The organism is Acinetobacter septicus, from assembly GCF_019355975.1.
Taxonomy (GTDB): domain Bacteria; phylum Pseudomonadota; class Gammaproteobacteria; order Pseudomonadales; family Moraxellaceae; genus Acinetobacter; species Acinetobacter ursingii.
This window is the reverse complement of record NZ_CP079898.1, coordinates 970,980-991,950: the sequence shown is the minus strand read 5'-3', so window position 1 is coordinate 991,950 and position 20,971 is coordinate 970,980. Positions and strand designations below refer to the sequence as shown.

At 40.5% G+C, this 20,971-nt stretch carries 16 protein-coding genes, 1 tRNA gene and 3 pseudogenes; 11 read left to right on the top strand and 9 right to left on the bottom strand.

Annotated features, from left to right (window positions below; genetic code table 11):
* Positions 1-115: 115 nt before the first annotated feature.
* The 3 genes and pseudogenes from yaaA to I6L31_RS04840 all read left to right on the top strand — a co-directional run bounded on the left by yaaA (position 116) and on the right by I6L31_RS04840 (position 2,108).
* The gene (gene yaaA, locus I6L31_RS04850; protein ID WP_005004930.1) at positions 116-892 is read left to right on the top strand and encodes a peroxide stress protein YaaA; all 777 of its coding nucleotides are present in this window, start codon (positions 116-118) and stop codon (positions 890-892) included.
* Positions 893-935: 43 nt separating this feature from the next.
* A complete protein-coding gene (locus I6L31_RS04845) occupies positions 936-1,559 on the top strand; it encodes an HD domain-containing protein (RefSeq protein ID WP_005004927.1) in 624 nt (207 codons plus the stop codon).
* Positions 1,556-2,108: pseudogene (locus tag I6L31_RS04840) on the top strand (GNAT family N-acetyltransferase). The gene I6L31_RS04845 and the pseudogene I6L31_RS04840 overlap by 4 nt, the downstream one beginning before the upstream one ends.
* A gap of 41 nt (positions 2,109-2,149) precedes the next feature.
* Here the strand turns inward: I6L31_RS04840 and I6L31_RS04835 are convergent.
* Together I6L31_RS04835 and ahpF are read right to left on the bottom strand one after the other, a co-directional pair.
* The gene (locus I6L31_RS04835; protein ID WP_005004922.1) at positions 2,150-2,494 is read right to left on the bottom strand and encodes a hypothetical protein; all 345 of its coding nucleotides are present in this window, start codon (positions 2,492-2,494) and stop codon (positions 2,150-2,152) included.
* 180 nt (positions 2,495-2,674) lie between these two features.
* Positions 2,675-4,234 (bottom strand): alkyl hydroperoxide reductase subunit F, encoded by a 1,560-nt coding sequence (gene ahpF, locus I6L31_RS04830; protein WP_005004919.1) that lies wholly within the window; start codon positions 4,232-4,234, stop codon positions 2,675-2,677.
* Between the two features lie 225 nt (positions 4,235-4,459).
* On the opposite strand from ahpF, the gene I6L31_RS04825 reads away from it, so the two are divergent.
* Together I6L31_RS04825 and I6L31_RS04820 are read left to right on the top strand one after the other, a co-directional pair.
* The gene (locus I6L31_RS04825) at positions 4,460-4,675 is read left to right on the top strand and encodes a DUF1653 domain-containing protein (RefSeq protein ID WP_004986886.1); all 216 of its coding nucleotides are present in this window, start codon (positions 4,460-4,462) and stop codon (positions 4,673-4,675) included.
* A 20-nt stretch (positions 4,676-4,695) separates the two neighbouring features.
* On the top strand, positions 4,696-5,283 hold the full coding sequence (locus tag I6L31_RS04820) for an O-methyltransferase (RefSeq protein ID WP_004986884.1): 588 nt from the start codon (positions 4,696-4,698) through the stop codon (positions 5,281-5,283).
* A gap of 101 nt (positions 5,284-5,384) precedes the next feature.
* Here I6L31_RS04820 and I6L31_RS04815 read toward each other — a convergent pair whose 3' ends face one another.
* Both I6L31_RS04815 and ahpC read right to left on the bottom strand, forming a co-directional pair.
* Entirely contained in the window at positions 5,385-5,591 is a 207-nt protein-coding gene (locus I6L31_RS04815) for a KTSC domain-containing protein (protein ID WP_004986883.1), read from the bottom strand.
* A 183-nt stretch (positions 5,592-5,774) separates the two neighbouring features.
* Entirely contained in the window at positions 5,775-6,338 is a 564-nt protein-coding gene (gene ahpC, locus I6L31_RS04810; protein WP_004986882.1) for an alkyl hydroperoxide reductase subunit C, read from the bottom strand.
* A gap of 434 nt (positions 6,339-6,772) precedes the next feature.
* Between ahpC and hrpA the strand changes: the two genes are divergently transcribed.
* From hrpA to fdhD, 6 genes and pseudogenes are all read left to right on the top strand, one after another.
* Complete coding sequence (gene hrpA / locus I6L31_RS04805) at positions 6,773-10,627, top strand: ATP-dependent RNA helicase HrpA (protein ID WP_004986881.1); 3,855 nt, start codon at positions 6,773-6,775, stop codon at positions 10,625-10,627.
* 30 nt (positions 10,628-10,657) lie between these two features.
* On the top strand, positions 10,658-11,767 hold the full coding sequence (locus I6L31_RS04800; protein WP_004986880.1) for a beta-ketoacyl-ACP synthase III: 1,110 nt from the start codon (positions 10,658-10,660) through the stop codon (positions 11,765-11,767).
* Between the two features lie 272 nt (positions 11,768-12,039).
* Positions 12,040-12,804 (top strand): annotated as a pseudogene (locus tag I6L31_RS04795) (molybdopterin-dependent oxidoreductase); the annotation flags it as partial.
* A gap of 71 nt (positions 12,805-12,875) precedes the next feature.
* A protein-coding gene (locus I6L31_RS04790) for an IS4-like element ISAba1 family transposase (protein ID WP_100607965.1) occupies positions 12,876-13,966 on the top strand; the annotation gives its coding sequence in 2 pieces (ribosomal slippage) (positions 12,876-13,416 and positions 13,416-13,966; 1,092 coding nt in all).
* A gap of 18 nt (positions 13,967-13,984) precedes the next feature.
* Positions 13,985-15,629 (top strand): annotated as a pseudogene (locus I6L31_RS04785) (FdhF/YdeP family oxidoreductase); the annotation flags it as partial.
* A 59-nt stretch (positions 15,630-15,688) separates the two neighbouring features.
* Positions 15,689-16,486: a formate dehydrogenase accessory sulfurtransferase FdhD gene (fdhD, locus tag I6L31_RS04780; protein WP_004986874.1), complete on the top strand. Its 798-nt coding sequence runs from the start codon at positions 15,689-15,691 to the stop codon at positions 16,484-16,486.
* Between the two features lie 53 nt (positions 16,487-16,539).
* On the opposite strand, the gene I6L31_RS04775 is transcribed toward fdhD, so the two are convergent.
* From I6L31_RS04775 to pyrC, 5 genes are all read right to left on the bottom strand, one after another.
* Positions 16,540-17,463, bottom strand: a complete 924-nt coding sequence (locus tag I6L31_RS04775; protein ID WP_005004904.1) for a lipase family protein — start codon at positions 17,461-17,463, stop codon at positions 16,540-16,542.
* 130 nt (positions 17,464-17,593) lie between these two features.
* Positions 17,594-19,012: an amino acid permease gene (locus I6L31_RS04770; protein WP_004986870.1), complete on the bottom strand. Its 1,419-nt coding sequence runs from the start codon at positions 19,010-19,012 to the stop codon at positions 17,594-17,596.
* A gap of 122 nt (positions 19,013-19,134) precedes the next feature.
* A tRNA-Glu gene (locus tag I6L31_RS04765) sits at positions 19,135-19,210 on the bottom strand.
* An 18-nt stretch (positions 19,211-19,228) separates the two neighbouring features.
* Positions 19,229-19,894 carry a ribonuclease T gene (gene rnt / locus I6L31_RS04760; protein ID WP_035245403.1) on the bottom strand — a complete coding sequence of 222 codons (666 nt, stop codon included), beginning with the start codon at positions 19,892-19,894 and terminating at the stop codon, positions 19,229-19,231.
* Complete coding sequence (pyrC, locus tag I6L31_RS04755; RefSeq protein ID WP_004986865.1) at positions 19,879-20,913, bottom strand: dihydroorotase; 1,035 nt, start codon at positions 20,911-20,913, stop codon at positions 19,879-19,881. Before pyrC ends, rnt begins: the two co-directional genes overlap by 16 nt.
* Positions 20,914-20,971: the final 58 nt, after the last annotated feature.

Sequence of the window (20,971 nt, the reverse complement as noted above, 5' to 3'; positions counted from 1 at the left end):
TATTTCAATCGATATTTATATAAACGATGATTGTCAACAAAATCCTAAATTCGCTTTGACACTGAAAGTGTTATAGTCTTACTTATTATTTATTTACAGGTTTATTGAGGTTTTTATGCTTTCAGTCATTTCTCCCGCCAAGACTTTAGACTATGAAACCACATTACCAACAGATAAACATACTTTACCAAGACTACTGGATCAGTCTGAACAATTGATTGAAGTTTGTCGTGAGCTATCAGCATCACAAATTGCCAGTCTAATGAGTGTCAGTGAGAAAATTGCAAATCTGAATGCAGATCGTTTTCGTGATTGGACCGCTGATTTGTCGCTTGCGAATGCACGACAAGCCATTTATGCCTTTAAAGGTGATGTTTATACGGGCTTGGATGCATACAGTTTAAAACAGGCAGATATCGAATTTGCTCAGACCCATTTACGCATGTTATCGGGTTTGTATGGACTACTGCGTCCATTGGACTTGATGATGCCATATCGTCTGGAAATGGGAACCAAATTACACAATCCGCGCGGACATAATTTGTATGAGTTCTGGGATGATCAAATTACCCAGTTGATCATTAAAGATTTGGAACACACCAAAACTGATATCCTAGTGAATATTGCTTCAGATGAATACTATAAATCGGTCAATGAAAAACTGATTGATGCACAGATTATTAAACCTGTTTTTCTAGATCAGAAAAATGGCAAATATAAAGTGATTAGTTTTTATGCTAAAAAAGCCAGAGGTTTAATGGCACGCTTTATCATTGAAAATAAACTGGAAAAAGTACAGGACTTAAAAGCATTTAATTGTGATGGTTATTATTTTGATGCTGATAATTCCACTGAATCTGAACTGGTATTTAAGCGTGATGAACAGGCTTAATAATGGTGAAACTTGATTAAGAGTACAGCAGGAGTGATGATCGATGTGGAACGAAATACTTCATCGTTCATGGCTTCGGTTAGAGCAAAATTATCATTTTAATGATAGTCAAAATGTTCTAAACGTGTTGAAGCAGGCTTATGCTGAATCTCAGCGCGCCTATCATACTTTGCAACATATAAGTGAATGTCTTTCCCATTTTGAACAGGTGCAGGATTTACTTGAGGATGCCTGCGCAGTTGAACTGGCTCTGTGGTTTCATGATGCAGTTTATAATCCTAAAGCTTCAGATAATGAAGAATGTAGCGCGAAATTATTTCAAGATTTATTAAAAGATGATTTATCTGCCGCGCTCTTAGCTAAAATTTCGCAATGGATTATTGCGACCAAACAACATCTCCCCAGTTCCGATCAGGATTTAAACCTATTATTGGATATTGATTTGGCAATTCTAGGGGCTACATCTAAACGGTTTATGGAATATCAACAACAGATTCAATGTGAATATCATTGGGTTGATTCAGAAATTTATCAACATAAACGTAAGCAGGTGTTAACGCATTTTTTTCTGCAACAACCGTTATATCAAACAACTTTTTTTCAAGATCATTTTGAATTACAAGCCAAACAAAATCTTACACTGGCACTTCCTGAAAATCTAAAATGAATACTGGTGTATCAAGAACCATTGAAACTCCAAGATTAATTTTACGTCCATGGAGGCTTGAAACTGATCGAGAGCCTTTCTTTATCCTTAATTCTGATCCACAAGTGATGAAATACTTTCCCAGTCCTTTGACTCGTGCTGAAAGTGATGCCTTAGCGCTGAAAATATTTGAATTGATTGAACAACAGGGGGGGGGGATTTTGGGCGATCGAATTAAAAGAGACGCATCATTTTATTGGACTTTGTGGTTTGCATTCGCAACCAGATTTATTTGATTTTTCGCCATGTGTTGAAATTGGTTGGCGGTTGGATAAAAATTATTGGGGGAAGGGGTATGCTTTTGAAGCAGCGCAGGCAGCATTGAACTTTGCTTTTACTCATTTGAAGTTAGATGCTGTAGTTGCATTTACTGCAATACAGAACAAGCCTTCAGAAAAACTGATGCAACGCTTAGGAATGTCTTTTCAATCGACATTTAATCATCCTAAGCTTCCAGAAGAAAGTCCTTTACAATTGCATGTTTTATATAAAATAAATTCCCCATCATAAAAAATCCCGCTTTTAATGAGCGGGATTTTTTTGTTCATAAATTAATTGTGAGTGCTTTCTTTCACATTTTTCGCTGTATTTTCAACAGAAGCAGCGGCATCGTGAGCAGCATCACGAGTTGCTGCTTCTGCTTTATCCGCAGCATGTTCAGTTGTTGCCGCTGCATGATCGGCCGCAGCATCTATTTTTGCAACTGCATTGTCTGTAGCCGCATCAATTTTTGCAGCAGCGTCAGAAGTTGCATGCTCAACATCATGGCTCGCTTGAGTGGCTGCATTTTCAAGATGTTCGCCTGTCGTTGCCCCTGTTTCTGGTGCTTTATCTTTATTACAGCCAACGAGGGCAACGGTCGCAGCAAGACCAAGAATCATCATAAATTTATTCATTTTAACTTTCCTTTTAATATGGCATCCAAAATGACTGGATGAATAAATTGTACGCATAAGAAGCAATCCATGACGATTATAATTTGTAATTAAAATGTTAAAAAATGCAATAAAAAAAAAGGCTTATCCTTCGAGGGTGGATAAGCCTATAAAATCAAGTCTGATTTTTACAACACTTGTTTAACTATTCCGAATAATATAATCAAACGCTGACAGAGAAGCTTTCGCCCCTTCACCCGTGGCAATAATGATCTGCTTATACGGCACAGTGGTACAGTCACCAGCAGCAAATACACCTGCTACATTGGTTTCGTTACGCTCGTTGATAATAATCTCACCGCGTGGACTTAACTCGACTGATCCTTTCAAGAAATCTGTGTTTGGCAATAAACCAATCTGTACAAAAATTCCTGACAGTTCAATGCTGTGTTCTGTCTCTGTAGCACGGTCTTTATATTTCAAAGCGGTCACCTGAGCACCATCACCGACGACTTCAGTTGAAAGTGCATGGGTGATGACGGTCGCATTCGGCAAACTGTTTAGTTTGTCCTGTAACACTTGGTCGGCACGAAGTTTGGTATCAAATTCAACCAAAGTCACATGCTCCACAATACCTGCCAAATCAATTGCCGCTTCAACACCCGAGTTACCACCACCAATCACCGCAACTTTTTTGCCTTTAAACAATGGACCATCACAGTGTGGACAATACGCTACACCACGAGTCGCATATTCCTGTTCACCCGGAACGCCCATTTTTCTCCAGCGCGCACCTGTCGATAAAATCACGGTTTTTGATTCAACTTTGGCACCATTTTCCAATTCAACTTCCACCAGACCTGAAGCAGTTTGATCTGCACCGACAATTTTACTGACACGTTGCAGATTCATAATGTCCACATCGTACTCACGTACATGTTTTTCCATATCCGCAGCAAACTGTGGACCTACAGTTTTTTGTACAGAAGTAAAGTTTTCAATGTCCATGGTATCCATGACCTGACCACCAAAACGCTCTGCGATCATGCCTGTACGAATGCCTTTACGGGCTGCATAAATCGCCGCAGTACCACCCGCAGGACCCGCACCCACCACTAATACATCAAAAGCCTGTTTGGCATTAATTGCCGCTGCATCTTTTTCAGCAGCACCACTGTCCAGTTTTGCCACAATTTCTTCTAAGGTCATACGACCTTGGCCAATATGATTGCCATCTTGGAATACCATCGGAACAGCCATGATTTTGCGTTGTTCCACTTCATCCTGGAAGAAGGCACCATCAATCATGGTCGCAGTGGTATTTGGGTTATAAATCGCAATTAGATTCAGTGCCTGAACCACATCTGGACAGTTGTGACAGCTTAAAGACACAAATACATCAAAGTCTGCTTTAAGATTCAAACCTTTAATCTGGTTGAGCACCTCATCAGAGACTTTCGGTGCATAACCTGAAGTTTGTAACAAAGCTAAGATCAATGAAGTAAACTCATGACCCATCGGTAAGCCCGCAAAGAATACCCGTGGTTGTTCACCGACTTTGGCAATACCAAAACTTGGACGGCGTGTATTTTGACCATCAAAGCGAGCCGTGACTTGATCAGAGAGTTCCGCAATTTCAGTGACTAATTCTTTGATCTTGGCAGCTTTGTCTGAATCATCCAGAGCAGCGACCAATTCGATAGGACTTTCTAAACGTTCTAAATAGGCTTTTAACTGAGTTTTGATATTTTGATCTAACATTGTAAAGCTCCAAAGGAGAAAATTTTTAACTTGTTGAGAATATTACGATAAAACTTTAAATAGGTGAAACAGTATGTTTTTATAGTTTTAATCGGTTTACTGAATAATGAGATTGTAATAAAAATCACGCTTTATTGATTCATACTTAGTGAAAATCACTTTGTTATATAAATGACATCTTGAGATGAGATAAGATGATCAACCTTATACTTAAGGAATATCAGCATGAAACTACAGGCAGGAATCTATCAACATTATAAAGGTAATCTTTATCAGGTTTTTCATGTGGCTAGACATAGTGAAACAGAAGAAGAGTTGGTCGTTTATCAATGTTTATATGGTGATTATTCTATTTGGGTCAGGCCTTTGACCATGTTTATTGAAACGGTTGATGTGGATGGTCAGCCAGTACCGCGTTTTAATTTTCTTCATCAAGTTTAAAAAGCTCTAAAGGTGAGTGTATGCTAAATCGTGAATTTTTATTGCGTCTATCCGAATTATACGATGAGTTTCAACAACACGATGCCAAGCAGTCTGATCGTCTTCAACGTTTTCGGAATATCGAGCCGGATTCCGCGCAATTTCTTTCGATGCTAATTCGCACACAACAATCCAAATCTATTTTAGAAATAGGCACATCGACAGGTTATTCAACTTTATGGTTAGCTGAAGCAGCACAGGCAACTGGGGCAAACATTGTTACACTCGAAATAGAAGAAAAACGCAGCCAACAGGCAAAAAACTACGCGCAGGAACTCAAACTGGACACAGTTATTGAGTTTTGGGTGGGAGATGCCGCTCAATATTTACAACAAGCCCAAACCACCTTTGATTTTATTTTATTGGATGCAGAGCGAAGTTATTATCCAAATTACTGGAATGATCTTAAGCGTTTAATGCGTAAAAACGGTGGAGTCTTGATGGTGGATAATGTGATTTCCCACGCGGCTGAGGTCAAAGCTTTTTTAAATATGATTAAACAGGATGGAGATTTTTTAACCAGTACCATTTCATTTGGCGCAGGTTTGTTTATGGTGGTGGCAAAATAAATGATCAAATGGGCTTGTATGGCAAGGTGACTCAGCTTAAATAAACACGATCGTGCCTTGCCTAAAGATAAAGAATGTGTCGTATAAAAAATTGTTATGATTTAAAAAATCGACAGTCGACTAAAATGTAAATCAAATTCTAAATATTTCTGCACAAAAGCGGTTTTATCTTGTGAGCGCAGTAAATTGTCATAAATAAATTCTGGTACGGGGTGATACAGTTCACCTTTGCCATTGTTATAAAAAATTTTTAGATAACGTGAAGCCGCATTGTATTTCCAGGAAGTGACGGCAACCAATTTTTCCATAGAATTCTCCCCTAAAGGTGAGCAGCATACGATAAAAGATCGTGCTACTCATTTGAACATTAATGTAATTGATGCTGCACCTATAGATGAGAATTGTAAAAGTTTAATTCATGATAAATTAATCACTTAAAATGAAAGAGCCACCCAAAAGGGTGGCTCCAGATCTATTTAAAATCTAAAGAATTAGATTTTACCAACTAGATCAATTGAAGGTGCTAGAGTTGCGTCGCCTTCTTTCCATTTTGCAGGGCAAACTTCACCTGGGTGAGAGTGAACGTATTGCGCTGCTTTTACTTTGCGAAGAAGTTCTTGCGCATCACGACCAATACCACCTGCATTGATTTCAACGATTTGGATTTTACCTTCTGGATCGATTACGAAAGTACCACGGTCAGCAAGACCAGCAGACTCAATCAGAACTTCAAAGTTTTTAGCAAGTGCCCAAGTTGGGTCACCAACCATAACGTATTGGATTTTTTTGATTTCTTCAGAAGAATCGTGCCAAGCTTTATGCGTGAAATGAGTGTCAGTAGAAACTGAGTAGATTTCTACGCCTAATTTTTGGAATTCAGCATAGTTGTCTGCAAGGTCACCAAGTTCAGTTGGGCAAACAAATGTGAAATCAGCTGGATAGAAGAAAACAACAGACCATTTGCCTTTAAAGTTTGCTTCAGAAACTTCAACGAATTGACCGTTGTGATATGCAGTTGCTGTGAATGGTTTAACTTCTGTATTAATTAAGCTCATCATTTTCTCCATGATTGAGGTTTATATTTAAACTCTAAAATTCTGATTTAGCATAAAGAATTTTATTTTATTGAGGAAATGGTATTTTTTCATGATTAGAATCGGAAAAACTAATAATCCTGTAAAATGACCATCACCACATTATGGTTTCCATCATTTCAGCGCAAAATTATGATCTGAAAATGACAATCGCCTATAAATTTGATTTGCATTAGAACATGCAGGCGATTGAGAAAAAATTCAAGGTGAAAATGTAAAAAAACAATGAATTTGTGAGAAATGAACCAGTTCTTTCATCATTGTTGCAACCCTCTTTATTTTTCTCCCATAGGAGGAAATAAAAGGGACTGATGAAAGAAGTCTAATGGCTTTCGTTATCAGGTTATACCGCGTAAAATAGATCGCTTGTTATCAATATTTAGGAAATTTTATCTGTGCAGCGTGATTTAGATGTAAATCAATGGGTGATGGTGCGTGATCGACATCGTTTAAATCGACTAGGCAAAGGTAAAGAAAAAAATTTAGAGCAATATCAACAATTATTCGAAAAATCAAATGCTCAGGTGAAAGCGCGAATTGCTCGTTTTCCCAAAATAAAACTCAATCAGGATTTGCCTGTCACGCAATATGCGGATCGTTTGATTGACGCCATCCAACAGCATCAAGTGATCATTGTGGCGGGTGAAACAGGTTCGGGTAAAACCACCCAGTTGCCTCAGATTGCGATGTTGGCACGGCGTGGTGCAACAGGCATGATTGGTCATACTCAGCCTCGACGTTTGGCAGCGCGGAGTGTCTCACAACGGATTGCAGAAGAAGTCGGGGAAAAACTAGGAGAATCGATTGGTTTTAAAGTTCGTTTTAATGAACAGGGTTCCAACGATTCCATCGTTCGGTTAATGACCGATGGTATTTTATTGGCAGAGCTGGGACATGATCGCTACTTAAATAAATACGATACGATTATTATCGATGAAGCACATGAACGCTCGCTGAATATCGATTTTATCATGGGCTATCTCAAGCAGATTTTAAAAAAACGTCCAGATCTAAAAGTCATCGTGACCTCGGCAACTTTGGATGTCAATCGCTTTAGTCGTTATTTTAATGATGCCCCAATTTTTGAAGTCGAAGGGCGTAGTTTTCCAGTCGAAGTGCGTTATCGCCCAATTTCGGAACTCAGTATTGGAGGTAGTGATGACGACGAGTTTGATGATTTTGAAGAAAATTTGCCACGTGCTGTGGTACAAGCGGTCGAAGAATGTTTCGCTGATGCCGAAGAGAAGGGGCATCCTGAACATGCCGATATTCTGATTTTCTCTAGTACCGAACAGGAAATTCGAGAGTTACAGGAAACCTTGCAAAAACACGGCCCACGTCATACTGAAATTTTACCGTTATATGCACGTTTAGGTCTGGTTGAGCAACAGAAGATTTTTAGTCCAAGCGGTAAAGGTCGGCGCATTATTATCGCCACCAACGTGGCTGAAACTGCGTTGACGGTACCGAATATTCGTTACGTGATTGACAGTGGTTTTGCGCGTATCTCCCGTTATAGCTACCGTTCACGGGTTCAACGGCTACCAATTGAAGCGATTTCCCAAGCAGCCGCCAATCAGCGTAAAGGACGTTGTGGTCGTATTGCACCTGGGGTTTGTATTCGTCTTTACAGTGAAGAAGATTTTCTCAGTCGTCCTGAATTTACCGAACCTGAAATTAAACGGACTAATCTAGCGTCAGTGATTTTGCAAATGCAAAGTCTGGGCTTGGGAACCGTTGAGGAATTTGATTTCATTGAACCGCCTGATCATCGTTTTGTCAATGATGGGCGTAAACTTCTGGTTGAACTTGGTGCGATGAACGAGCGTAAACATGAGTTAACCAAAGTTGGACAAATGATGTCACGCATGCCGATTGATCCAAGATTGGCTCGAATGATTGTCGGTGGTTCTCATTTCGGTGTACTCAATGAAATTTTGGTCGTGGTCAGTGCGCTAGCGGTACAAGATCCGCGTGAACGTCCCGCAGACAAACAAATGCAGGCGGATCAAAAGCATGCTTTGTTCCGTGAAGCAGATTCAGACTTTCTGTTTTATTTAAAACTTTGGGATACTCTGCAAAATAATCCTGACATGGCAACGGAAAATAAACGGCGTCAATTTGCCCGTCAGCATTTTTTAAGCTGGTTGCGTTTACGTGAATGGAAACAAACCCATGCGCAATTGGTCGATTTAGCGCAAAGTATCAAACTGTCTTTTAACGATAAAAAAGCCAGTTATGAAAATTTACATCGTGCATTACTCACGGGTTTATTGTCTTTTGTGGCCAATAAAACTGATGAACGTAATATTTATATGGCAGTGCGTCAGCAAAAAGCCAAAGTCTTTCCTGCCAGTACTTTGCACAAATCTAATACGCCGTGGGTGATGGCCTTTGAAATGGTGGAAACGTCTCAGGTGTATTTGCGTACACTGGCCAAGATTGATCCCGAATGGATTTTGCTCGCGGCGCGTGACTTGTTGAAATATCACTATTTTGAGCCACACTGGTCGAAAAAAGCGGGAATTGTGCAGGCCTATGCCCAGATTTCTTTGTTCGGTTTAATTATTGAACCGAAACGTTTAATTAATTTTGAAAAAGTCGATCATCCAGCAGCGCGTGAAATTTTTCTCAGAGATGCATTGACGACTGGTCATCTGGGCATCATGCCGCCATTTTTAAAACATAATTTACTCAAACTTGAAGAAGTCGAACGGGTTGAGGACAAATTACGCCGACGTGATCTGGTGGTCGATGAAGAAACGATTTATCAGTTTTATGCAGAACGTGTGCCTACTGATATTGCCAGTCGAAGCAGTTTTGAAGATTGGCGCGCGACGATTGAGCCCAAACAGCCGCGTTATTTATTTGTTGAAGATGATGCGCTTTGGCAAAGTGATCGACCCACCACGCAACAATTTCCTGATTATTTACACAACGGTGATTTACGTTTAGCGACTACTTATCGTTTTGATCCAAGTCATGATCAGGATGGTGCAACCGTTAAAATTCCTGTGCAGGCTTTAGCCCAAGTTGACGAAAATTTATGGTCGTGGGGCATTCCGGGATGGCGGCTGGATTTGATCGAGGCCTTACTCAAAGCCTTACCCAAAGACAAACGTCGACATTTAGTCCCGATTCCAGATACCGCTAAAAAACTGATGCAAAGTGTCGATGCAACCCATTTACGCGAGCATATTTTTAAGTTTCTGGCGTTTGCGCTACGTGGTGAACAGATCACCGAAAAAGATTTTTCTTTTGAACGTATTGACCAATATCTGGTGCCTTTTATCTTAGTCGTTGATGAAAAAGGTCGAGTGATTGAAAAAGGTCGCGATTTAGCTGAATTAAAAGCACGTTGCCGTACTGAAACCCATCGTCCGGTCAAACAAATGCAAGGCGAGTTTAAAACTTTCCCAGAAAGCTTTGTGTTTGAAGCATCACAGAAAGTCACAGGCGTGGTGGTCAAGCAATATCAGGCTTTAGTTCCAGTCAAAAAGTTTGCTGAATTGCAACAAAAAGATGAATCTGGCGTGGTGATTCAAACTTTTAATGATCAGGCTGAAGCAATCAGACAGCATCGAGAAGGGATTATTGGTTTAGTGCATATGCAACTGGGTGATCTGGTCAGACAGTTGAAAAAGCAAATCTCTAAACCATTGGCTTTGGCTTATTCTCCTTTGGGGGATAAAGCCAAACTTGAACAGATGCTGGTCTATGCGACATTGCAACTGAGTATCGATCAACTGCCAGTCAATCAGGCTGAGTTTCAGCAATTATTACAGGACGTTAAGCAGACGTTTTTAACGCATGGGCAACAGGCGCTTCAAGTCATTTCGGATATTTTTATTCAGTGGCAAAGCATACGCCGTCAACTCATGATGCTAGATACCGAGATTTTTGGACGCAGTATCGATGATATTGAAGATCAACTGGATTTGATGCAACTCAGTGATTTTGTTTATACCCGTAGCTCAGAGGTCTGGCTTGAATATCCACGTTATTTAAAAGCATTGTTGATGCGTCTGGAGCGTTTGCCGAATAATTTGCAACGTGATGAAGCTGCAATTAAAGACGTTGATCCATGGATGGATAAACTATTTAAGTTTAAAAACAATCCTCAAATTAAAGAGCTATACTTTATGGTAGAGGAATTTCGAATTTCCTTATTTTCTCAACCGATGAAAACCAAGATGCCTGTTTCTCCCACTCGGCTACAAAAACTATGGGAAAAACAAGGAATCGGTTAGAATACTTACATTCTTAACAAGGAGTTTTACATGGGCATCCGTATTACTGGAACTGGTCTATTTCATCCGACCGAAACAATCAGCAACGAAGAACTGGTTGAAACGCTTAATGCTTATGTGGAACGTTACAATACAGAAAATGCAGATAAAATAGCCGTAGGCGAGTTGCCTGAGCGTCGTGGTTCAAGTGCTGATTTTATTGAAAAAGCATCTGGTGTTAAAAGTCGTTATGTGGTTGAAAAATCAGGGGTACTTGATCCAGCACGATTACGTCCACACTTGCGTGAACGCAGTGATGATGAGATTTCATTACAAGCAGAGTGGGGCGTGATTGCAGCCAAACAAGCCATGCAAAATGCAGGCGTAGGGCCAGAAGATATCGACGTGGTGATTTTGGCTTGTTCAAATATCCAGCGTGCTTACCCTGCTGTTGCCATTGAAATTCAGTCAGCATTAGGCATTCAAGGTTATGCTTATGACATGAATGTCGCCTGTTCAGCCGCAACTTTTGGTCTAAAACAAGCCGCTGATGCGATTAAATCAGGTGCGCGCCGCGTATTATTGGTCAATGTTGAGATTACATCAGGACATACCGATTATCGTTCACGTGACTGTCACTTTATTTTTGGTGATGTTGCCACCGCTTCAATTATTGAAGACACCGAAACCAAAGAAGGTTTTGAAATTCTAGATATTCATTTGTTTACTCAGTTCTCCAATAATATCCGTAATAACTTTGGCTTCTTAAACAGTAGTGAAGAAACCAGTCGTGACGACAAACAGTTCCGTCAGGATGGCCGTAAAGTATTTAAAGATGTTTGTCCTTTGGTTGCCAAAATCATTACAGGTCAACTGGAAAAAATGCAGATCCCCGCGGATGATGTTAAACGTTTCTGGTTACATCAAGCCAATGCCAATATGAACCAACTGGTTGCAAAATTAGTTTTGGGTAAAGAAGCCGAAGCTGATCGTACACCGATTATTCTGGATGAATTTGCCAATACCTCATCGGCTGGGGTGATCATTGCCTTGCATCGTACGGGTAATCAGGTCGATGCGGGTGAATACGGTGTGATTTGTTCATTCGGTGCAGGTTACTCAGTCGGTTCGCTCATTGTACAAAAGCGCAAAGCAGGCTAAGTTCTGATTTAAAAATTTTGAGACTCCACTTTTGTGGAGTTTTTTATTTTGATCTGTTTAGATTTATGTAATAACGCATTGAAAATCGGGTTTGAAAAGTAGATATTCATTCAAAGATCAAGATAAATTAAGTCCAAACATTGAACCCACATATATAAAATTCCAGAACCAGAAAATCCAGGAACAGAAAATATAGAACCACGATTTGCTTTCGATGATGAATTTAATGTGTTTAATCGTCTCTTACAATATAAATAACGGCAGGTGAAGTGATGGATCATGATAATCAAAAGCCAGAACACGATCATGGCTATGCAAGAATTGAACCCTACGATCAACCTGCTGGAGGTTGGGGAGCCTTACTCAGTGTAGCCCGAAATTTAAAACGTCAGGAAACGTTCAAAAAAGGTTCTATTTCACTGCTCAATATTAATCAGCCGACAGGTTTTGACTGTCCGGGATGCGCATGGCCAGAAAAGAAAGATGCGCATGCTTTTAATTTTTGTGAGAATGGTGCAAAAGCAGTTGCATTTGAAGCTACCAGTAAACGTGTCAGTCCTGAGTTTTTTGCAACACATACGGTAAGCTGGTTAACTGAACAAAGTGACTTTTTTCTGGAAGATGCAGGGCGGATTACCGATCCGATGCGTTACGATGTCGTAACGGACAAATACGTTCCTATTAGCTGGGATGAGGCCTTTGAGTTGATTGCCAAGCATCTACAGGCATTGGATGATCCTAATCAAGCCGCATTTTATACTTCAGGACGAGCCAGTAACGAGGCTGCTTTCCTGTATCAGCTTTTTGTGCGAAGTTATGGCACCAATAATTTTCCTGATTGTTCCAACATGTGCCATGAAACCACCAGCGTCGGTTTAAAAGATTCGATTGGTTTAGGCAAGGGGACCGTGACACTAGATGATTTCGATCAGGCAGATGCGATTTTTAGTTTCGGTCATAATCCGGGGACCAATCATCCTCGAATGCTCGCGACCTTAAGAGAAGTATCGAAACGCGGTGGAACTATTATTGCAATTCTCTGTACACGACAAAAATAGATAACTCATTGAAATAATGTCACAATAATTGTTTTCTAACGACGAATACTATGATACATCTCAATGAGTTATATCTTATCTTAAACAAATCTCTAAAATGGAACAAGTCACATTTAAAGTGCTTTGCGCTCATCATGCTTGTGATTATTTTAAAGCAAACATGTAATCTTTCTTCTGCATCTAAAGCCTTGCCCATCAAGTGCTTACCACAATCATTTTATCGACGTATGCAGCGCTTCTTTGCAGGTCAGTATTTTGATTATCGTCAAATTTCTCAGTTGATTTTCAATATGTTTTCATTCGACCAAGTGCAACTGACTTTAGATAGAACCAATTGGAAATGGGGAAAACGAAATATTAATATCCTGATGCTCGCAATCGTTTATCGTGGAATAGCGATACCTATCCTTTGGACATTGCTTAATAAACGTGGAAATTCAGATACGAAAGAGCGCATTGCTTTGATTCAACGCTTTATAGCCATTTTTGGTAAAGACCGTATTGTGAATGTGTTCGCAGACAGAGAGTTTATCGGTGAGCAGTGGTTTACATGGTTAATTGAACAAGACATCAACTTCTGCATTCGTGTTAAAAAAACTTCATTGTCACCAATCATTTAGGAAAGAATCATAAAATTAGTGATTTATTTCGCCATCTTAAAGTTGGTCAAATTGAATGTCGTAAACGACGGATTTTGGTTGGTCGGGTGAAACTATATATAAGTGCACTACAGTTAGAAAATGGAGAGCTTTTACTCGTCGTTTCTCCTCAGTTTAATGCCAATGCTATTCAGGATTATGCATTACGCTGGGAAATTGAAACCTTATTCAGTTGTCTCAAAGGACGCGGGTTTAATCTTGAAAATACGCGCTTGACAGACCCTAGACGAGTGAAAAAATTGATTGCGGTGTTAGCTATAAGCTTCTGTTGGTGTTACTTAACGGGTGAATGGCAACATGATCAAAAAAAAGCGATAAAAATAAAGAAGCATGGACGACTCTCAATGAGTTTATTTCGCTATGGTTTAGACTATGTTCAAATGGCGATTCAGCGTTTAATTGGTTTTGGGAAAAAAGAAGAGTTTAAGGAAATTTTGGCAATTTTAAGAAGGCAGAATCCTGATAGGATAAGGGTTCTGTGAAATTTGTCGTGTACAGAGATTGCAATTAATCCTTTAAAAGAACGTGGCTTGGAGCGTTTTCAGGATCCACAAGCGCCCTTGGAAATGATCACTAATGGTAGCACACCGATTAGCCGCTATTATTTTCAACCGAAAGTGGGCGGTGATTATGCCATTATGTTTGGAATGCTTAAACACCTGTTAGAGTGGGATCAACAGGCGATTGCCAAATCGAAGGAAAGTGTATTTGATCGCTCATTTATTGTGGTGAATACGATTGGTTTTGAAGAAATGCGTGCAGAAGTGCAAAATACTTCATGGTCAGACATTCATCCGCATACGGGTCTTAGCCCTGAACATCTGGAGGCATTAGCCAAGCTTTATCTTGAATCCAAACGTGCCATTTTCTGTTGGGGCATGGGCATTACCCAGTACAGCCAATGTACATATGCTTGCCAATCTCATGTTAGCGCGGGGGCATATCGGTCGTCCTGGTGCGGGTTTGGCACCGATTCGTGGTCATAGTAACGTTCAGGGTGACCGAACCATGGGCATTAATGAACTGCCAAGTCCTAAAATGCTGGACAATATTGATCGGGTATTTGGTATTCAATCTCCGCGAGAAAATGGCATGGGTGTGGTTGAAACCATTAAAGCGATGGCAGAAGGGCGAGTCAAAGTTTTCATTGGCTTAGGAGGGAATTTTGCGGTTGCCACACCTGACACTGAATATACTCAGCAAGCCTTACGTGCTTGTAATTTGACGGTACACATCACCACGAAAATGAATCGAAGTCATCTGGTTTGTGGACAAGATGCCTTAATGTTGCCCTGTTTGGGGCGTACTGAAGTTGATATCCAAAAACATGGGCCACAGTCAATTTCCGTTGAAGATTCTATGAGTAATGTACATTTGTCTGCTGGACGCAATGAACCGATTTCATCAGATTTACTCTCTGAGCCCGATATTATCGCCAGAATTGCCGAAGCAACCTTGCCTAAGAGTCAAATCAAATGGCGTTGGTATATCGAAAGTTATGATCGTATTCGTGATGCGATTTCGGAAGTCTTTGATGAGTTTCATGACTTTAATCAGCGTGTTTATCAACCCGGCGGTTTTCATTTGGAACACCCTGCCAATCAACATATCTGGAATACGCCAAGTGGCAAGGCGCAATTTTTAATTACTCCGATTTCGGAAGTCTATGCAGATCACGAACATCGCTATGCAGATGCTTACACCGAGGCTAAAGTCTATACACTCATGACCACACGTTCGCATGATCAATACAATACGACTTTGTATGGTCTGGATGACCGTTATCGAGGGGTATATGGACAGCGCCGTGTCTTATTTATGAATGAACAGGATATTGAAGCAGCAGGTTTTCAGCCTGATCAATGGGTCGATATTGAAAGTATTTATTCAGATGGGATAAAGCGCATTGTGCATAGTTTTCGGATTGTGCCTTATAACATCCCGCGTGGAAGTTTGGCGGCTTACTATCCTGAAACTAATCCACTTGTGGCGCTGAGTAGCCATGACAAATACGCCAAGATACCAGCTTCTAAAAGTGTGCCAGTGATTTTGCATGTAGGACATGCGCCTGAACATTTTAATCTGGCGGCAGAGGTTGATCCTGAGAAAGCCGATCAAATTATTGCTACGACGAAAGTCAGTTAGTGTTCTATTCATGTGGAAATGGCGTGTCAAAAGCGCCATTTTCTGATAAGGAAAAATCGATGGATGATACCTTACAGTCGCCATTAGGTTATGAACCTTTGATCGTTCAGCGTTATAGTCATGGAAGTGTTCAGGAGCAGTTAGACGACGTCGTGCAAGAAACCCCTGTAGCACTGGTTTACAATGGGATTTCTCATGCCGTGATGATGGTGACTCCGACGGATCTTGACGTCTTTGCCAAAGGTTTTAGTTTATCGGAAGGTATTCTGCAACATCTCGCTGAACTCTACACACTTGACATTGTAGAAAATGAGCTAGGGATTCAGGTAGGCATGACGATTTCATCGCGTGCTTTTGCGGCATTGAAGCAGCATCGTCGTGCTATGACTGGTCGTACTGGTTGTGGACTTTGTGGGATAGAAAGTCTACAACAGCTTCATCAGGATGTAACGTCAGTCAGTACCAAATTTTTATCGACATGGCTCAATGATATTCCACAAGCAGTTTTACAGTTAAATGCAAAACAAAAAATCACAGCATTGACTGGAGGAGCACACGCCGCTGCATGGGTAGTGAATGGTGAAATTTGCATTTTGTTTGAAGATGTAGGACGACATAATGCACTGGACAAGTTACTTGGATATATTGCACAGCAACAATTGGATGTTTCCAATGGTTTTGTGCTCATGACCAGTCGAGCCAGTTATGAATTGGTACGAAAATGTGCTCGACTGAACATTGCCTTACTCGCATGTATTTCTGCCCCCACCAGTTTGGCGATTGAGATGGCTAAACATTCAGGTTTGGCTTTGGCTGCATTTTGTCGAGGACACGGCTATGTGCTATATAACGATTAAAATGTAAAATTTACTTTGTGCTGAATTTTCAATTTCACTGTCAAACTTGAGTTTTAACTCGCTTGTTCTGGATCTAGCCTCAAGGCTTCATTTGGACAAATCGATTCAATAATGCTTTGTACCACTAAAGGATGCTGTAAATAACCTACGATCTCATGAGGTTTATGCGCAAAAGTCGAAATTCCTTGATTGATAATCGACGGTTGAAAATTGAAAAAGCTATGATCAAGCGGAAAAGTGGTCAAATAGTCTTCATGCGAATAAAAATTATGCCAATCTCCTTGCAAGGCTTCGAGTTGTTCTGTTGGACGATTCAGTCTGGATTGCACTACTCGAAAAGCCAGTGGTGAAGCAAGAGTAATGAAGCGCTTTATTTTTACTTTCTTTGAAAGCTGTTGCAGTAAATTATAGGCAATCACCGTTCCGAGTGAATGTGCCACAATGATGTATTCTTCATCTTCGTCAAAAGATTGAATCACACGCTGATGTACATCATTCATAAAGTCTGGATTGGCGAGATACAAATACACTTCCAGAATATATCGATGCAACATATTTTCATGCAATTTGGGAAATTTGTTTAATAACATCACAAATTCACGTAATACATGATCTTTGGCTAAATGCGAAAACAAATATAAACGCGAAGTCAAACTTAATTCCTCATGGTGTTTCGCCAATAAAGGAATTAATTTTCGATCCTGATCAATCTGTTGCGGTTCAGGATTTTGTAAATAGGGTAAATGCCAGTCTTGCCATGCTTGTGGCATAAAAGCATCTAAGGGCGTATCTAATTGCGCCAATCGATGTTGATGGATTAAATCGCCATAGTAAGGAAAAGCTAGATTAAGATTTTGAAATGGAACCTGAACATCAAGATGATCTAAACCGAGTTTAAAAATATTTAACCAGTGATTTTGTAAGCCTTGAGCATCAAAGCCTTGTTGTTGTGCACCGTGTATAAAAATTAGTTTCATTTTCATGGTATCAATTATTCTTATGCTTGATTTGACTGTAGCACTGAGAGGTCTGGAGATACCAGCCATACAAATAAAAAAAGTGTAGCGATTTGCTACACTTTTGCTAGAAAAATGAAGTTATTAGCGTTTAATGATTCGAATTACGATAAAATATAAAATGGCTCACATAGCACAAAGCAATAAAAATTAGACAGCAAATAAAACCTGTCAGCATTTCAGGATCCGCCGCCATACTTAAGCAAGTAATCAGGCAGAAGAAAAACCCTAAAATCGGCACAATTGGAAAAAGTGGCGCTGCAAATTTCAAATCCTGAACTGTATGACCTGTCTTATACCATTGTCTTCTGAAATTAAACTGACTTAAACAGATACTCATCCAGACCACAACCATGGTAAATGCTGCTACACCCAAGAGATTTTTAAAAATCGTTTCAGGTGCAAATTGCTCAGATAATAGTCCTGGAATTGCACCGAACATAGTCACAATTAAGGCAACAATAGGTGTACCACTTTTGGTGAGTTTAGAAAAAATACGTGGTAAATGTTGCTGTGAGGAGAGTGACCACATCATCCGTGAAGCAGCATATAAACCTGAATTGGCTGCGGAAAGTAGCGCAGTGATAATCACGAAACGAATAATATCATCCGCATAAGGAATCCCAATGTAGTTAAATACCGTAACAAACGGACTATTACTCACACTATGACCGCCTAAACCTGCTTGTTCAAAAGGCAGTAGGGCACTGATCACAATAATTGTACCCACAAAGAAGATCAATAAACGCCAGATTGCTGCATTAATCGCTTTGGGGACATTATCCGCAGGATCTTTGGTTTCGCCTGCTGCAACACCAATCAGTTCTGTACCCGAAAAAGCAAAGTTCACAATCAGCATGGTAGCGAAAATCGGCATGAATCCCTGAGGAAACCAGCCTTGTGCAGTTAAATTACTAAATAGAGGAGCTGATTCATAACCATGAAATGAAATGAAGCCCACAATAGCCAGCAAGCCTAAAATAATAAAACTGATGACGGTTATGACTTTCACCAGTGAAAGCCAAAACTCCGATTCAGCAAAAATTTTGGTCGAGCTGAGATTGAGTGTGAAAATAGTGGCTGCAAAGATCAGTGTCCAGATCCACATCGAAATATGAGGAAACCATTCCTGCATCAGTAATGCCGCGGCGGTAAACTCGGTTCCGAGCGTTGCTGTCCATGTCAGCCAGTAGAGCCACGACACCATATAGCCTGTACTTGGGCCAATATATTTGGCTGCATACGCCCCAAAAGAACCAGAAACAGGCATATGTACAGCTAATTCGCCTAAACACAGCATCACCATGTAGGCAATCAATCCACCTAAAATATAGGCAAGAATTGCTCCAACTGGGCCTGTTTGAGAAATGACTTCACCTGAGCCTAAAAAAAGACCTGTACCAATTGCACCGCCTAAAGAAAGCATAACCAAATGGCGCGTACTCATTGCTCGTTTTAATGGAGCAGAATCACTGGATGAGGTGATATTTGAAGATTCAGATGGTTGCATACACAACGTCACGTTCAAAATGGACAAGCGCGCTATTGTAGAGAAAAATTAGAAATGTGCAATCTTGAGGCAGACAAACAATAGCCAATAGGCACAATAAAAAAGAAAGGATTTTAAAAATATGGCGTCCCTACGGGGATTCGAACCCCGGTTACCGCCGTGAAAGGGCGATGTCCTAGGCCTCTAGACGATAGGGACGTTGAGGATGGCGGTATCTTAAGAATCCGCCGGTAAAGTGTCAAGTAAGTAAGGAGCGAGTTTGTTCAAAATATAGCAAAACAGTTCAGCCGTCTTTTGTGTATCGTACAAAGCCGAATGTGCTTCTTTACCGTCAAACTCGATTCCAGCCTGAATACAGGCCCTTGCCAATACTGTTTGACCAAACATGACAGCGCTTAAAGTTACGGTATCAAACACCGAGAAGCTATGAAATGGATTCTGATTTTTGGTTGAAGTACGTGCAATCGCTGCTTGTAAAAAACCAAGATCAAAATGCGCATTATGACCAACCAGTACCGCATGGGTACATTGTTGTTGACGACGCACCTCATTGAGCGATTTAAAAATACGGCGTAGCGCTGTTTTTTCATCTTCAGCCATGGCAACACGCATGGGGTTAAAAGGATCAATCCCAATAAAATCTAAAGATCTTCGATCAAGATTAGCGCCTTCAAATGGATTGATGTGCGCATGATAAGCCTCACCAGGTACAAACTGACCTGCTTCGTTATAAACAATCGGAATACAGGCGATTTCGAGTAAAGCATCTGTTTGTGAATTAAAGCCCGCTGTTTCGACATCGACTACAACAGGCAAAAAACCACGAAAACGCTGCCCAATCACGGGTGGAGCGCTGATTTGTTGGTTCACACTTTCCTCCATTGAAGAGTTTTACCTGCATACAGCGGAATAATTTTTTCACCATCCAGATAATCGAGCTGTTCTGGAATGGTTTGTTCCTCTTTGACCAAGGTAATGGTTGTCGTATTGCGCGGTAAACCATAAAAGTCTGCCCCAAAGTGACTGGCAAAGCCCTCAAGTCGTTCAATTTTACCGACTTGATCAAATGCTTGCGCATACAGCTCAATTGCAGTGGGGGCACTATAGCAGCCTGCACAGCCACATGCATTTTCTTTAGCATTTTTCGAATGCGGTGCACTATCTGTACCCAAGAAAAACTTTGGATTACCACTGGTTGCAACTTCAATCAATGTTTGTTGGTGCGTTTGACGTTTTAAAATCGGTAAACAATAGAAGTGTGGTTTAACTCCACCGACCAACATATCATTACGATTAAACAATAAGTGCTGCGGGGTAATAGTTGCAGCCACATTGCGATCATGTTCAAGTACAAAATGTGCAGCTTCGCTGGTGGTGATGTGTTCAAGAACCAGTTTAAGCTTTGGAAATTGTTTTAATAATGGCGATAAAATTTCATCAAGAAAACGTTTTTCACGATCAAAAATATCTACATGATGATGAGTGACTTCACCATGCAGTAATAATGGAACCTGATGTTCTTCGAGTTGTTCAATCACCGCATAGACTTTGCGGATATCACTGACCCCATTGTCTGAATTGGTGGTTGCACCAGCAGGATAGAGCTTAATTGCATTGACATGTGCTGAAGCTTTAATTTTACGGACTTCATCTGGAGATGTTTGATCAGTGAAATACAACACCATACGCGGATCAAAATTTATCCCTTCAGGTACATGCGCCATGATGCGTTCACGGTAGGCCAGTGCTTCTTCAACAGTTTTTACTGGTGGAACCAGATTAGGCATACAGATTGCGCGGGCAAATTGTTGAGCTAAATCAGGAACAGTACGTTGTAGGGCTAAACCATCACGTAAATGAGCGTGCCAGTCATCGGGCTGAAGAAGAGTAATAGTATCCAAGGCGATTCAAACTGAAAAATAAAACAGATGATAATCCATATATGCTCAAAATGGTAAA

Excerpts from the sequence above, each read along its gene's own strand:
- I6L31_RS04835 (WP_005004922.1), bottom strand. The coding sequence starts at position 2,494 with ATGAATAAATTTATGATGATTCTTGGTCTTGCTGCGACCGTTGCCCTC.
- I6L31_RS04775 (WP_005004904.1), bottom strand. The coding sequence starts at position 17,463 with ATGAAACTAATTTTTATACACGGTGCACAACAACAAGGCTTTGATGCT.
- I6L31_RS04825 (WP_004986886.1), top strand. The coding sequence starts at position 4,460 with ATGAAACTACAGGCAGGAATCTATCAACATTATAAAGGTAATCTTTAT.
- I6L31_RS04815 (WP_004986883.1), bottom strand. The coding sequence starts at position 5,591 with ATGGAAAAATTGGTTGCCGTCACTTCCTGGAAATACAATGCGGCTTCA.
- ahpF (WP_005004919.1), bottom strand. The coding sequence starts at position 4,234 with ATGTTAGATCAAAATATCAAAACTCAGTTAAAAGCCTATTTAGAACGT.
- I6L31_RS04770 (WP_004986870.1), bottom strand. The coding sequence starts at position 19,012 with ATGCAACCATCTGAATCTTCAAATATCACCTCATCCAGTGATTCTGCT.
- ahpC (WP_004986882.1), bottom strand. The coding sequence starts at position 6,338 with ATGAGCTTAATTAATACAGAAGTTAAACCATTCACAGCAACTGCATAT.
- fdhD (WP_004986874.1), top strand. The coding sequence starts at position 15,689 with ATGGATGATACCTTACAGTCGCCATTAGGTTATGAACCTTTGATCGTT.
- I6L31_RS04800 (WP_004986880.1), top strand. The coding sequence starts at position 10,658 with ATGGGCATCCGTATTACTGGAACTGGTCTATTTCATCCGACCGAAACA.
- I6L31_RS04820 (WP_004986884.1), top strand. The coding sequence starts at position 4,696 with ATGCTAAATCGTGAATTTTTATTGCGTCTATCCGAATTATACGATGAG.
- I6L31_RS04845 (WP_005004927.1), top strand. The coding sequence starts at position 936 with ATGTGGAACGAAATACTTCATCGTTCATGGCTTCGGTTAGAGCAAAAT.
- yaaA (WP_005004930.1), top strand. The coding sequence starts at position 116 with ATGCTTTCAGTCATTTCTCCCGCCAAGACTTTAGACTATGAAACCACA.
- rnt (WP_035245403.1), bottom strand. The coding sequence starts at position 19,894 with ATGGAGGAAAGTGTGAACCAACAAATCAGCGCTCCACCCGTGATTGGG.